The organism is Pseudomonas sp. KSR10, assembly GCF_022355455.1.
Taxonomy (GTDB): domain Bacteria; phylum Pseudomonadota; class Gammaproteobacteria; order Pseudomonadales; family Pseudomonadaceae; genus Stutzerimonas; species Stutzerimonas stutzeri_E.
Map to the genome: position 1 here is coordinate 278397 of NZ_JAKOEN010000019.1, position 13700 is coordinate 292096.

Annotated in this window: 15 protein-coding genes; 6 read left to right on the plus strand and 9 right to left on the minus strand. The window is 60.1% G+C overall.

The window, feature by feature from the left end; all coding sequences use genetic code 11:
- Positions 1–23: 23 nt before the first annotated feature.
- Entirely contained in the window at positions 24–779 is a 756-nt protein-coding gene (locus MCB86_RS10200) for an AraC family transcriptional regulator (protein ID WP_045161029.1), read from the minus strand.
- Between the two features lie 141 nt (positions 780–920).
- On the opposite strand from MCB86_RS10200, the gene lon reads away from it, so the two are divergent.
- The 4 genes from lon (at position 921) to cmoB (ending at position 5667) form a co-directional block, all read left to right on the plus strand.
- Complete coding sequence (lon, locus tag MCB86_RS10205; protein ID WP_045161028.1) at positions 921–3302, plus strand: endopeptidase La; 2382 nt, start codon at positions 921–923, stop codon at positions 3300–3302.
- A gap of 160 nt (positions 3303–3462) precedes the next feature.
- Positions 3463–3858 (plus strand): protease inhibitor I42 family protein, encoded by a 396-nt coding sequence (locus MCB86_RS10210; protein ID WP_045161026.1) that lies wholly within the window; start codon positions 3463–3465, stop codon positions 3856–3858.
- Between the two features lie 109 nt (positions 3859–3967).
- Positions 3968–4708, plus strand: a complete 741-nt coding sequence (cmoA, locus tag MCB86_RS10215; RefSeq protein ID WP_196298640.1) for a carboxy-S-adenosyl-L-methionine synthase CmoA — start codon at positions 3968–3970, stop codon at positions 4706–4708.
- Positions 4705–5667 (plus strand): tRNA 5-methoxyuridine(34)/uridine 5-oxyacetic acid(34) synthase CmoB, encoded by a 963-nt coding sequence (cmoB, locus tag MCB86_RS10220; protein ID WP_239610801.1) that lies wholly within the window; start codon positions 4705–4707, stop codon positions 5665–5667. Before cmoA ends, cmoB begins: the two co-directional genes overlap by 4 nt.
- 42 nt (positions 5668–5709) lie before the next feature.
- On the opposite strand, the gene MCB86_RS10225 is transcribed toward cmoB, so the two are convergent.
- Positions 5710–5991, minus strand: coding sequence for a hypothetical protein (locus MCB86_RS10225; protein WP_080890550.1), 282 nt, complete (start codon positions 5989–5991; stop codon positions 5710–5712).
- 159 nt (positions 5992–6150) lie between these two features.
- Here MCB86_RS10225 and MCB86_RS10230 point away from each other — a divergent pair, with 159 nt between their 5' ends.
- Together MCB86_RS10230 and MCB86_RS10235 are read left to right on the plus strand one after the other, a co-directional pair.
- Positions 6151–7044: a LysR substrate-binding domain-containing protein gene (locus MCB86_RS10230; RefSeq protein WP_239611580.1), complete on the plus strand. Its 894-nt coding sequence runs from the start codon at positions 6151–6153 to the stop codon at positions 7042–7044.
- Between the two features lie 41 nt (positions 7045–7085).
- A complete protein-coding gene (locus MCB86_RS10235; RefSeq protein ID WP_239610802.1) occupies positions 7086–7292 on the plus strand; it encodes a DUF2905 domain-containing protein in 207 nt (68 codons plus the stop codon).
- Between the two features lie 32 nt (positions 7293–7324).
- Here the strand turns inward: MCB86_RS10235 and pdxJ are convergent, their stop codons facing one another.
- From pdxJ to lepA, 7 genes are all read right to left on the minus strand, one after another.
- Positions 7325–8071: a pyridoxine 5'-phosphate synthase gene (pdxJ, locus tag MCB86_RS10240; RefSeq protein WP_045161020.1), complete on the minus strand. Its 747-nt coding sequence runs from the start codon at positions 8069–8071 to the stop codon at positions 7325–7327.
- On the minus strand, positions 8064–8756 hold the full coding sequence (recO, locus tag MCB86_RS10245) for a DNA repair protein RecO (RefSeq protein WP_045161019.1): 693 nt from the start codon (positions 8754–8756) through the stop codon (positions 8064–8066). Before recO ends, pdxJ begins: the two co-directional genes overlap by 8 nt.
- A 98-nt stretch (positions 8757–8854) precedes the next feature.
- Positions 8855–9766, minus strand: a complete 912-nt coding sequence (gene era / locus MCB86_RS10250) for a GTPase Era (protein ID WP_045161018.1) — start codon at positions 9764–9766, stop codon at positions 8855–8857.
- The gene (gene rnc / locus MCB86_RS10255) at positions 9759–10448 is read right to left on the minus strand and encodes a ribonuclease III (RefSeq protein ID WP_045161017.1); all 690 of its coding nucleotides are present in this window, start codon (positions 10446–10448) and stop codon (positions 9759–9761) included. Before rnc ends, era begins: the two co-directional genes overlap by 8 nt.
- Positions 10445–10822, minus strand: coding sequence for a DUF4845 domain-containing protein (locus MCB86_RS10260; RefSeq protein ID WP_045161016.1), 378 nt, complete (start codon positions 10820–10822; stop codon positions 10445–10447). Before MCB86_RS10260 ends, rnc begins: the two co-directional genes overlap by 4 nt.
- A gap of 86 nt (positions 10823–10908) precedes the next feature.
- A complete protein-coding gene (lepB, locus tag MCB86_RS10265) occupies positions 10909–11766 on the minus strand; it encodes a signal peptidase I (RefSeq protein WP_045161015.1) in 858 nt (285 codons plus the stop codon).
- 2 nt (positions 11767–11768) lie between these two features.
- The gene (lepA, locus tag MCB86_RS10270) at positions 11769–13568 is read right to left on the minus strand and encodes a translation elongation factor 4 (RefSeq protein ID WP_239610803.1); all 1800 of its coding nucleotides are present in this window, start codon (positions 13566–13568) and stop codon (positions 11769–11771) included.
- Between the last annotated feature and the right edge of the window lie 132 nt (positions 13569–13700).

A 13700-nucleotide genomic window follows, 5' to 3' on the forward strand; every position in this document is an offset into this window, starting at 1 on the left:
GGATCGGTGCGTTTTTCCTCGCTTCAGCTGTCACTGCATCGCAGACGCTTGGGCGTTAACCCGAGATAACGACGGGTCGCTGTGGTCAGCGCACTCTGGCTGGAGAAACCGCACTCCTCGGCAATCCGCACCAGCGGTAGCGGGCTCTCGCGCAGTAGTCGGGCCGCGCGATCGAGGCGGCTCTTGAGCAGGTATTGATGCGGGGTAAGGCCGACGCTGTCCTTGAACTGCGCATGGAAGTGGCTAGGGCTCAAGCAGGCTACCTGTGCCAGCTCGGCAACGGTGATGCGGCGCGCCAGGTTGCTTTCGATATGAGCGTCCAGCCGGGCGATATCCAACGGGCCGGTGGGCTGGCGTGTCGCCTCGCCGAACACCCGCAGGTGCACGGCGCGCAACAGCACTCCACCCAACGCCCGCGCCAGCAGCGGATCGCTGCCGTAGCGGGCCAGCTCGGCACCCGCGTAATTGAGCAGGTTGTGGAAATCGGCATCCAGCACGGGATAACGCGGCGTTTCGAACAGCTGAACCAGCAGCCGCGGATCGTCGGCGCTCAAATCCTGATCGTCGAGATCGATGATCAACATGCGGTTATCGCCCTTGCCGGCGAACTCATGGTCGGCATGGCCCGGCACCAGGCAGGCACGCATGCGACAGACCTCGCCTCCTGAGCCATCCACTTCGAATTCGGCACTGCCCGACAACGACAGGACCAATTGATGGTAGTCGTGCGCGTGTTCGTGGGCCTTGTCATCGAGGCGAAGCAGGCGGGCGTTGAGCATATATCGAGGCACCTGAGTATCGGCGCACTGTACCGGAGCCGCCGTTTTTTTCCCAGCCGGGTCAAACGGGCAAAAGGTCAATAGATTGAAATCATTCCGACGATACCCATCTAACAAGCATCTACTCGAGACAGGTGCCTCATGAACGACGACAGCAATCAGGAATTCGAGCAGAGCATGTCTTCCACTGGGCTGGTCCTGCCCGACCAGGATTTGCCGGACAAGCTCTATATCATCCCGGTGCACAACCGCCCCTTCTTCCCGGCGCAGGTGCTACCAGTGATCGTCAATGAGGATCCTTGGGCGGCAACCCTCGAACTGGTCTCCAAGACACCGCATCAGCGCCTGGCCCTCTTCTATATGGACACCCCAGCACAGGACGCCGCCAGCTTCGACCCGGACAGCCTGCCCGAACACGGCACCATGGTCCGTGTGCACCACGCATCGAAGGAGAGCGGCAAGCTGCAGTTCGTCGCGCAAGGCATGGCCCGCGTGCGGATTCGCGGCTGGCTGCGGCGCAAGCCGCCCTATTTGGTGGAGGTGGAATACCCGCAGAGCGACGAAGACCCCCGCGACGAGGTCAAGGCGTACGGCATGGCCCTGATTAACGCGATCAAGGAACTGCTGCCGCTCAACCCGCTATACAGCGAGGAGTTGAAGAACTACCTCAATCGCTTCAGCCCGAACGCGCCATCGCCGCTGACCGATTTCGCCGCCGCCCTGACCACCGCACCCGGCCTTGAGCTACAGGAGGTGCTCGACACCGTGCCGGTGCTCAAGCGCATGGAAAAGGTCCTGCCGCTGCTGCGCAAGGAGGTCGAAGTCGCCAAGCTGCAGAAGGAGCTGACCGGCGAGGTGAACCGAAAGATCGGCGAGCGCCAACGCGAGTTCTTCCTTAAAGAGCAACTGAAGATCATCCAGCAGGAATTGGGCATTACCAAAGACGACCGCAGCGCCGATGCAGACGAATTCCGTTCGCGCCTGGAAGGAAAAGTGGTGCCGCCTGCCGCGCAGAAGCGTATCGACGATGAGCTGACCAAGCTCTCGGTACTCGAAACCGGCTCGCCGGAATATGCGGTGACCCGTAACTATCTCGACTGGGCTACATCGATGCCCTGGGGCTTGTACAGCGAAGATAAGCTCGACCTCGGACGCGCGCGCAAGATACTCAACGAGCATCACGCCGGCCTCGACGACATCAAGAGCCGCATCATCGAATTTCTCGCCGTCGGCGCATTCCGCGGCGAGATCGCGGGTTCCATCGTGTTGCTGGTCGGCCCGCCGGGCGTGGGCAAGACCAGCATCGGCAAGTCCATTGCCGAATCGCTGGGCCGTCCCTTCTATCGCTTCAGTGTCGGTGGCATGCGCGACGAAGCGGAGATCAAGGGCCACCGACGCACCTATATCGGCGCCCTGCCCGGCAAGCTGGTGCAGGCGCTGAAGGAAGTCGAGGTGATGAATCCGGTAATCATGCTCGATGAGGTGGACAAGCTGGGCAACAGCCATCAGGGCGATCCGGCGTCAGCGCTGCTGGAAACCCTCGATCCGGAGCAGAACGTCGGCTTCCTCGATCATTACCTCGACCTGCGCCTGGACCTGTCCAAGGTATTGTTCGTCTGTACGGCCAACAGCCTCTACTCGATTCCCGGGCCGCTGCTCGACCGCATGGAAATCATTCGGCTATCGGGTTACATCACCGAGGAAAAACTGGCGATCGCCAAACGCCATCTCTGGCCACGGCAGCTCGAGCGTGCCGGCGTACCGAAAAACCGTCTGGCGATCAGCGACAGCGCTCTGCGCAACCTGATCGAAGGCTACGCGCGCGAAGCCGGGGTGCGGCAGCTGGACAAGCAGCTCGGCAAGCTGGTGCGCAAGGCAGTGGTCAAGCTGCTGGAGGAACCGGACAGCAAGATCAAGATCGGCCCAAAGGATATCGAAGGTTACCTGGGCATGGCGTACTGGCACCCCGAACAGCTGCTCCACGGGGTCGGAGTGGTCACCGGCCTCGCCTGGAACAGCATGGGGGGTGCAACCTTGCCGATCGAGGCAACGCGCATCCATACGTTGAACCGCGGCTTCAAGCTCACCGGCAAGCTCGGCGATGTGATGAAGGAGTCGGCTGAGATCGCCTTCAGCTACATCAATTCCCATCTTAAGGAATTCAAAGGCGATCCGGCGTTCTTCGATCAAGCCTTCGTGCATATGCACGTGCCCGAAGGCGCGACGCCGAAGGACGGCCCCAGCGCGGGCATCAGCATGGCCAGCGCGCTGCTGTCGCTGGCCCGTAACCAGGCGCCGAAGAAGGGCGTGGCCATGACCGGCGAACTGACCCTGACCGGCCTCGTGCTGCCCATCGGTGGCCTGCGCGAGAAGGTCATCGCGGCGCGGCGCCTGAAGCTCTACGAACTGATCATTCCAGAGCTCAACCGCGGCGACTTCGAAGAGTTGCCGGACTACCTCAAAGACGGCCTGACGATGCATTTCGCCAAGCGCTTCCAGGATGTCGTCAAGGTACTGTTCTGATCACCCGCCGAGCGGGCCATCGCTGGCCCGCTCGGCACGCCGCATCCGGAACGACATGAACGCCTCGGCAATCGGCATGACACCTTTACGGTCGGCCGTCAGCGTCTTAAGGTTTCATCCGACGCCGAGCGTTTCCATTTTCCTACCGAGTCGGTCGCCCATGCTTCGATCCCTGCCCCGCCTGTTGCCGTTTGCTGTTTTGCTCGCGCTCGCCGGCTGCGCCGGCGCCCCACCCAGCAGCGTCGCGTTGAGCGACGACACGGCTTGCCCTTTGTCTATGCAGCCTGGCCAGACGCTGATTCTTAGCCTGCCCAGCAACCCGGCCAGCGGCTACCGCTGGAGCCTTCGCGAAGTTTCGTCCGAGCAGCTCAAGAGCCTCGGCCCGGAAGTATTCAGTTCACCCAAGAACGACCTGATCGGTGGCGACGGCGTTTCGACCTGGCGCTTCGAGGCCGCCAACAACGGCAGCGGGCGCCTCTACCTCACCTATCAGCGCCCTTGGGAAAACGAGGCGGAACCGGCCGGCCTGTTCGACTGCCGCATCGAGGTGCAGTGATCGGCCACCCGGTCCTCGGTGCGCCGGCTGTCCACTCAGCACCGGCGATCCACCGAGCTTTCCGGTACACTACGGCCCCTGTTTTTCAGCCTGCCCAAACGCCGCCGTGATCCACGACCCTGACCGCTTGTTCGCCCAGCCCCTCGCCCAGCCCCAGGATTTCACCTTCAATGAAGACGTGGCGCGGGTGTTCCCTGACATGATCAAACGCTCGGTGCCGGGCTATCCAACCATCGTCGAGAACATCGGCGTGCTGGCCGCGCAGTTCGCTCAGCCCAATACTCACCTCTACGATCTCGGCTGCTCGTTGGGCGCGGTCACTCAGGCGCTGCGCCGGCACGTGAAGGCGGACAATTGCCGGGTGATCGCCATCGATAACTCCGCGGCCATGGTCGAGCGCTGCCGCGAGTACCTGCACGCTCAGGATTCGATGTTCCAAGAGTTACTGCCGGTGGAGGTAATTGACGCCGATGTCCTCACGCTGCAATACCAACCGGCCTCATTGGTGGCGCTCAACTTCACCCTGCAGTTCATCCCGCGCGAACAGCGACCGGCCCTGCTGAGCAGCATCCACGAAGCACTGGTTCCCGGCGGCGCGTTGATCCTGTCGGAAAAGCTGCGCTTCGAAGACGAGCAGGAGCAGGCGTTGCTGACCGATCTGCACATCGCGTTCAAGCGTGCCAACGGCTACAGCGAACTGGAAATCGCCCAGAAACGCAGCGCTATCGAGAACGTGATGAAGCCCGACAGTCTGGCGACTCACCGCCAGCGCTTGCTGGACGCTGGCTTCTCGAAGGTCGTGCCCTGGTTTCAATGCCTGAATTTCGCCTCCCTGATCGCGCTGCCATGAATTTCGACCTGACTCCTCTCGCCTGGCGTCTGGCCGGCACCCCGCTGGCGGCCTGGGCAAATGGTCTGCAGCAGCAACTCGACGCCAAGCTCGCCATGGGGCATGGCGATTTGCCGCGCTGGCGCCGCGCGGTCGATGCGCTACCAGACATCCAGCCTGACACCGTCGAACTGCGCGATGCCTTCCGGCTGGACGCCGATTGCGACGAGGCAACACGCGCCATCACCCACGATGCACTGTTTGGCCTGTCGCCCTGGCGAAAGGGACCCTTCGATGTATTCGGCGTGCACGTGAATACCGAATGGCGCTCGGACTGGAAGTGGGATCGAGTAGCGCCGCACCTTGACCTTACCGGCAAGCGCATCCTCGACGTCGGCTGCGGCAATGGCTACTACATGTGGCGCATGCTTGGCGCAGGAGCCGACTCGATTGTCGGAATCGACCCGAACTGGCTGTTCTTCTGCCAGTTCCACGCCATGAAGCGCTATCTTGCCGAGCAGCCTGTTTGGCATCTGCCGCTGGCCCTGGAAGAACTGCCGGCGAAGCTCGAAGGCTTCGACACGGTGTTTTCCATGGGCGTGCTTTACCACCGGCGTTCGCCCATCGATCACCTGCTGGACCTCAAGGACTGCCTGCTCAAAGGCGGCGAGCTGGTGCTGGAGACCCTGGTGGTCGAGGGCAACGAACATACAGCGCTGGTTCCTGAAGATCGTTACGCGCAGATGCGCAACGTCTGGTTCCTGCCCTCGGTGGCCGCCTTGGAATGCTGGCTGCGCCGCGCCGGCTTCATTGATGTGCGCTGCGTCGATGTCAGCGTCACCAGCGTCGAGGAGCAGCGCAGCACCGACTGGATGCGCTATCAGTCGCTGCCCGATTTCCTCGATCCGCAGGATCACAGCAAAACCATCGAAGGGCTTCCAGCACCGATGCGCGCCGTGTTGATCGCACGTAAGCCGTAGGTCCGCTCCCGTCTCGTCCGCGCGGAACGAAGCTCACATCCCTTAGCCACCGCGCCGGCAGCGCTGCTCCTGCACCGCTTGTCGAAGCGGCATCTGCAACTTCTCGATCAACCGCGGCCGGCTTAAATCGCGCATGCGCAACTGCCGATCACTGAGCCTGAGCAGGCGCTGGTATAAACGGCGCCTGCGCCAGGCGACGAACCAGTCGATCACCGCTTGCTGAAGCTCGAGTGGCCACATCGCCGGCATATAGAACTCCGGCATCGCCGGCCGAGGCCGGTCGTCGACCCTATCGCACTGTTGCTCTCGTTCAGAATGACGCATCGCATCCTCCTGCCTGTAAGAGGGTGCCGTAGACGCACCCGATGCCTGCCGACCGTCTCGTGATCGACAGAATCAGCTTGAGCGCCCTTGACGATTCAGACAAACGACTACAATAGAACTGTCGGTTCAGAAAAATTGAAGGACAGCCCCATGCCCGGAATGCCGGAAGAGCTCCCCCAATCAGCCATGCCCCTGCTTGAGATCGATGTGTTGCGCACCTTCGTGTCCATTGCCGAAAGTGGCAGTTTCACGCGCGCGGCGGGGCAGATCTTTCGAACCACCTCGGCGGTCAGCATGCAGATAAAACGACTCGAGACCATGCTCGGCTGCGCACTGTTCGTTCGCGAGGCCCGACGCATTGCGCTTACCGCCGAAGGCGAGCGACTGCTGGGTTATGCACGACGGCTGCTCAAGCTTAACGAAGAGACAGTCAGCGCCTTCATCGCCCCGCGGCTGAGCGGACGGGTTCGCTTTGGCACCCCGGCTGATATCGGCACGCACATCCTGCCCGGGCTACTGTCACTGTTCGCCCGAACCCATCCAGGCATCGAAGTGAATGTCTCGGTCGGCCGTAGTGTCGACATGATCCAGCGCATCGATGCCGGCGAACTGGACGTCGCGATCGTCAGTGTTGGAAACCTCGGACAGGACGACTCGCGCGGCGAGGTCATTCACAGCGAGCCCCTGGTCTGGGCCGGCCGCGCCGGAGGTGTCGCGGTCGAGCGCAACCCATTGCCACTGGCCCTTTCGAGCCCTGAATGCGCATGGCGACGACAGGCACTGGACGCACTGGACCGCGCAGGCCGTCCCTATCGCATTGCCTACTCCAGCGAGCAGTGCGCCGGGCAAGAAGCGGCAATGGTCGCCGACCTTGCGGTGGCGCCCTATCCGCTGAGCCTGGTCAGACCGCCACTGAAGCGATTGGAGGAAGGCGACAGCCTGCCAAGCCTTGGTGAATATCAGATCAAGTTGCTTTGCGCCGCTGGCCGCAGCGAGGCGGTGGAGGTGCTGTCCCGGCATGTCATCGCAGCGTTTGCCGCCTATCACCGATAGGCGACGCAACGGGCAAGCAACAGCAAAGAGAGCAGACGACGATGGCGAAATGGTTGATGGCCGCTGGGTTGCTGCTGCTCCTTCTCGGGGCGCTCCTGCACTACGCGCCAGGGTTGCTGAGCTGGTTCGGCAAGCTACCCGGTGACATTCGCATCGAGTCAGAACGCAGCAAGACATTCATTCCGATCACGTCGATGATAATCCTGAGCGTGTTACTGACAATTCTACTGAACCTGTTCAAACGCTAAGGCGACCAGCAGCCAGCAAGTCGCCACGCTGATCAGCCACGAGCGGCCGCAGCAAGGATTAGGTGCTTCATTTCCTTGACGGCCTGTTTGAAACCAACGAACAGCGCATGGGCGACGATGGCGTGGCCGATGTTCAGCTCATTGACGCCCCGAATTGCCGCGATGGCCTCGGCGTTGTGGTAGTGCAGACCATGGCCGGCGTTGACGATCAGCCCGTGGCTCAGGCCGGACTCGACGGCGTCACGGATTCTCGCCAACTCGCAGGCCCGCTCGGCGACGCCGTGCGCATCGGCATAACGCCCGGTATGCAACTCGATAGCCGGCGCCCCAACGCGAGCGGCAGCCTCTATCTGACGTGGATCGGCATCGATGAACAGCGACACCTCCGCTCCGCAGGCAGCCAGGCGATTGACCGCCTCCCGGATGCGTGCTTCCTGCCCCGCCACATCCAGGCCGCCCTCTGTGGTCAGCTCTTGGCGTGTTTCCGGCACCAGGCAAACGTGTTCCGGACGCAATTGCTCGGCGAAGACCAGCATCGCATCGGTAACACCCATCTCGAAATTCATCCGGGTCTGCAGCGCGTCCTTCATCATCAGCACGTCGCGCTCCTGGATGTGCCGACGGTCCTCGCGCAAATGCACCGTGATTCCGTCGGCTCCCGCCTCCTCGGCATCCAGCGCGGCCTTGACCGGATCTGGGTAACGCGTACCACGCGCCTGGCGCAGGGTGGCGACGTGATCGACATTGACACCGAGCAGAATTCGATTGGCTTCAGTCACGCGGGACCTCCTTCATGTTCATGAACAGTTCGCGGCTGACTAGAGGTCGACCGCCGAGATGCGGTGCCAACGCCTGCCGCATCAATCTTTTCGCTGCCGCCAGCGCACCCGGCACCTCCCAGTCGGCTTCGGCCATAGCCAAGAGTTCCGCGCCATTGAATAGACCGGGCTGAAACTCGCCAACCGGTTCCAGACCGGTATCCGGCAGCAACCGATAAAGCCCTGCGCTACTCACGGGATGCCCAGAGATGTCCTGATCAAGATCGAACCCGTAACCCAGCTCGGTCAGCAACCGCCATTCGAATGCGCGCAGAATAGGCTCCAGCGGGCGCTTGGCCGCCAATGCAGGCAGGGTCGCAACGTAGTGCTCGAACATGACGGGATGCGCGTCTTCGGCCGGGAGCAAGCGAATCAGCAACTCGTTGAGATACATACCGCTGAACAACGCATTGCCATCCAACCAGTACGCCAGGCCAGCGCTTTCCAGACGCGCCACGGCTTTCAGTTCGCCACGGCCACGAAACTCGACTTCGAGCGGCACGAAAGGCCTCGCCAATGTGCCAGCCCGGCCGCGCGCGCCGCGAAGCACTGCGCGCAGCCTTCCTTCGGGCGTGAAAAAATCCACCAGCGCGCTGCTCTCGCGGTAGGGTCGACTGTGCAGAACGAAGGCGGATTGAGCGGTCATTGGAAAGCGCCGCAGGCGGGTGATCAACGATGAGCCAATCGCAGCGACTGGCTGCGGCAGGCAATCAGGTAAGACTGCAACCGGAAGCGCTCAGCCCCTCAGCTATAGCCAAGCGAATGCAGCGCCCGCTCATCATCGGACCAGCCGCTCTTCACCTTCACCCAGAGATTGAGCATGACTTTGGAGTCAAACAGCACTTCCATGTCCTTGCGCGCTTCCTGGCCGATGCGTTTGATGCGTTCGCCCTTGTCTCCGATGATGATTTTCTTCTGCCCGTCGCGCTCGACCAGTATCAGCGCATGGATATGCAGCACGTGCCCTTGCTGCTTGAAATCCTCGATCTCAACCGTGATCTGGTAGGGGACTTCGGCACCCAGCTGACGCATGATCTTTTCCCGAACCAGTTCGGCTGCGAGGAAACGGCTGCTGCGATCGGTGATCTGATCTTCTGGAAAGAAGTGGTCGCCTTCAGGCAGATGCGAGGCCACCAGTTTCTCGAACACATCCAGATTCTGCCCGTGCTGGGCGGAAATCGGCACGATCTCGGCTTTCGGCAACTGCTGCGCCAGCCATTCGAAATGGGGCAGCAGTTCACCCTTGTCCTCGACACGATCGGTTTTGTTCACGGCGACGATCACTGGTCCTTCGACATACTGAACGCGTTCGAGCACCAATTGATCTTCATCGGTCCAGCGTGTGCGGTCGACGACGAACACCACGACATCGACATCCTTCAGGGCCGACGACGCCGTGCGATTCATATAGCGATTAAGAGCGGTCTCGCCATTCTTGTGCAAGCCGGGGGTATCGACGTAGACAGCCTGGACGGCGCCTTCGGTCTTGATTCCGAGCATGTTATGGCGCGTGGTCTGTGGCTTGCGCGAAGTGATCGCTAGTTTCTGCCCGAGCACGTGATTGAGCAGCGTCGACTTGCCGACATTGGGACGCCCAACGATCGCAACGTAACCACAGCGGCTTACCGCATCGTCCTGCAGCTGTTCATCACTCATTACCATTCTCCACGCCCAAGGCGATCAATGCCGAGGCAGCGGCAACCTGTTCGGCAATACGCCGGCTGGCACCTTGTCCTTGCGTCTTCTCATTGAGCAGCGACACCTGGCACTCGACGAAGAAGGTTCGGCAATGCGGTTCGCCCTGAATTGCCACCACCTCGTACTTTGGAAGATCGCAAGCACGCGATTGCAGGAACTCCTGCAAGCGGGTTTTCGGGTCCTTGTTGGTGTCGACCAGCGTCAGCCCCTCCAGTTCGTTGGCGAGCCAGGCGAGTACACGATCGCGAGCGGCCTCCATACCGGCGTCCAGGTAGATGGCGCCGATCAGGGCTTCGAGCGTGTCGGCCAGAATGGATTCGCGCCGGAAACCGCCACTCTTCAGCTCACCTGAGCCGAGGCGCAGGTATTCGCCGAGCTCGAAACCTCGAGCAAGCACCGCAAGGGTCTCTCCCTTGACAAGGCGCGCGCGCAAACGTGACAGCTGACCTTCCTTGGCCTGGGGAAAATGACTGAACAGTGCCTCACCGGCAATGAAGTTGAGAATGGCATCGCCAAGAAACTCCAGACGCTCATTGTTGCGTCCGGCATAGCTGCGGTGCGTCAGGGCCAGAAGCATCAGCTCCTGGTCCTTGAATTGATAACCGAGCCTGCGCTCGAGTCGGGCTAACGAAGTGCTCACGGCATCCTTAGGCGATATTCTTTATCGAAGTTCGCCACCAGATCGAGATTACGGATCAGGGGCTCGCGTTTTTCGTAGTCAAGGTGAACCTTGAATTCGTTGTTTTCAATCACGACCTTCAATGCCTCTTCGAGGTTCAGGTCGCGGATGCCATTGACATCCATTCCTTTACGGACGTGGCTATAGAAATCGCGAACGGTGCGGACTTCCAAAGCCGGGTCACTTTCAACCCCTGAGATGATCTTGTCCATGGACATATAGTCGAAGTAATGCGGAAGCATCTTGAATGCAGTACTGGCAAAGAACGCCACCAGTGCGAGCACCATGATCCAGCTCAGCATGGACAGCCCTTTTTGCGAACGAGCGAAACTCATGTCGACCTCTGTCGTACGATACCCACCTATCGGGGCTACTCAATATAGCGAGCCAGGGCCCGGGAACCAGGCCCTGATTCACAGACTCAGTGAATCAGCCCGACCCGTGAAAAATTAGGCAGATTGCTGAATTTCGGATCCGGCCAGCTCATCCATACGGCAAAGGCCTTACCGACGATGTTGCGATCCGGAACCATGCCGGCCAGCTCGGTGGGAATCGCCGGGTCATGCCAGTAGCGACTGTCGTTGGAGTTGTCGCGGTTGTCGCCCATCATGAAATAATGGCCTGCGGGAACGCGCCACTCGCGGTCGGGCTCTACTCGGTAGCGGCCCATCTCCTTGCGAATGATATGTTCGACCTCACCCAACTTTTCCCGGTAAAGCTTGGCACTCCCCAGACTTCCCGGCTCCTCGCCGATCAGCATTTGGGGCACCGGCTTGCCGTTGATGCTTAGCTGCTTGTTGCTGCTGTATCGAATCACATCTCCCGGCAGGCCAATGACTCGCTTGATGTAATTGATATTCGGGTCGCTGGGATAGCGGAACACCATGACATCGCCGCGTTCTGGATCGCTGACATCAATGACTTTGGTGTCGACGACTGGTAGGCGAATGCCATAAGCGAACTTGTTGACCAGAATGAAATCACCCACCTCGAGCGTCGGGATCATAGAGCCTGAAGGGATCTGAAACGGCTCGATAAGAAAAGAACGCAAGACCAGAACGATTGCAAGCACTGGGAAGAATGATTTGCCGTATTCGATCAGCACCGGCTCTTTGTTCAAGGCCTCCAACGTCGACTGATCAGGCTCGCCACCGGTACGCCCTTCATAATTCGCTATCGCTGCCCGCCGGCGTGGCGCAAAGAACACCAAATCGATAAGCGTCAGAAAACCGCATACCGCAACGGCTATCACCAATAACAGCGGGAAATTGATCGACATAATCAGCTATCTACCTTCAACACCGCGAGGAAAGCTTCTTGCGGGATTTCAACATTGCCGACCTGTTTCATGCGTTTCTTGCCGGCTTTCTGCTTTTCAAGAAGCTTGCGCTTGCGGCTCACGTCACCACCGTAGCACTTCGCCAAGACGTTCTTGCGCAAGGCCTTGACGGTGCTCCGCGCAACAATCTGACCACCGATGGCCGCCTGAATCGCCACATCGAACATCTGTCGAGGAATGAGCTCCTTCATTTTCTCGACTAGCATGCGGCCTTTGTAATGAGCATTGTCGCGATGCACGATGAGCGCCAATGCATCGACCTTGTCGCCGTTAATCAGAATGTCCAGACGGGTCAAGTTGGCCGATTGGAAGCATTCGAAGCTGTAATCCAGCGAAGCGTAGCCACGGCTCACCGACTTCAATCGGTCGAAGAAATCGAGGACCACCTCACTCATCGGCAGGTCATAACGTACCTGCACCTGCGATCCGAGGAACTGGAGATCCCGCTGCACGCCACGTTTTTCGATACACAGCGTTATGACGCTACCCAGATGCTCCTGAGGCACCAGGATATTGGCCCTGACGATGGGTTCGCGCATGTCTTCGATCGATGACAGATCCGGCAGTTTTGACGGGCTGTCGACGTAGAGAAGATCGCCATTTTTCAGCGCCAGTTCGTAAACCACAGTAGGCGCAGTGGTAATCAGGTCCAAGTCGTACTCGCGCTCGAGCCGCTCCTGGATGATCTCCATGTGCAGCATGCCGAGGAAGCCGATGCGGAAACCAAAGCCCAACGCGTCAGAACTCTCCGGCTCGTACTGCAGAGCGGCATCGTTCAGGGTGAGTTTCTGCAACGCTTCGCGGAAATCTTCGAAGTCGTCCGAGCTGACCGGAAACAGACCGGCATAGACCTGCGGCTTGACCCGCTTGAAGCCGGGCAGCATTTCGACGTCAGGTGTATTGGACAAAGTCAGCGTGTCACCCACAGGGGCGCCATGGATGTCCTTGATGCCGGCAATGATGAAGCCCACTTCGCCAGCCTTCAGATCAGCTGTGCTGGTGTGTTTTGGATTGAACACGCCGACGCTGTCGACCTGATGGACCTTGCCGGTGGACTTGACCAGGACCTTGTCGCCTTTCTTGATTCGGCCATGGCGTACCCGCACGAGCGAGACGACGCCCAGGTAATTATCGAACCAGGAGTCGATGATCAGCGCTTGCAGCGGCGCGTCGATGTCGCCGGTTGGCGGCGGGATCACCTGCACCAGGCGCTCGAGCACGTCGTCCACACCCATACCGCTCTTGGCGCTGCATGCGACAGCATCGGTCGCATCGATGCCGATGATGTGCTCGATTTCGTCCTTGACCTTGTCGGGGTCCGCCTGCGGCAGATCCATCTTGTTCAGCACTGGCATGACCTCAAGGCCTTGCTCGATCGCTGTATAGCAATTGGCGACGGATTGAGCTTCAACTCCCTGGCCCGCATCTACGACCAGAAGTGCACCCTCGCATGCGGCCAACGAACGACTCACCTCATAGGTGAAATCGACGTGTCCGGGGGTGTCGATGAAGTTCAACTGGTAGGTCTTGCCGTCCCGCGCCTTGTAGTACAGCGTAACGCTGTGCGCCTTGATGGTAATCCCTCGTTCGCGCTCGAGGTCCATCGAGTCGAGGACTTGAGCGTTCATCTCACGCTCGGTCAGGCCACCACACATCTGGATGAAGCGGTCAGCCAGGGTCGACTTGCCATGATCGATGTGCGCGATGATGGAGAAATTGCGGATATGACTCAGGTCACTCACAGCTAAACACTCGAATATGCGCGGGCCGATTGCCCGCTGAAAATAGCCGCAAAGTGTACCTGATAGGTCTATTCAGCGCCACGCCGGACCCCAGCCCCATTTGTACTCGCCGCAGAGGGCCAGTTGAACATC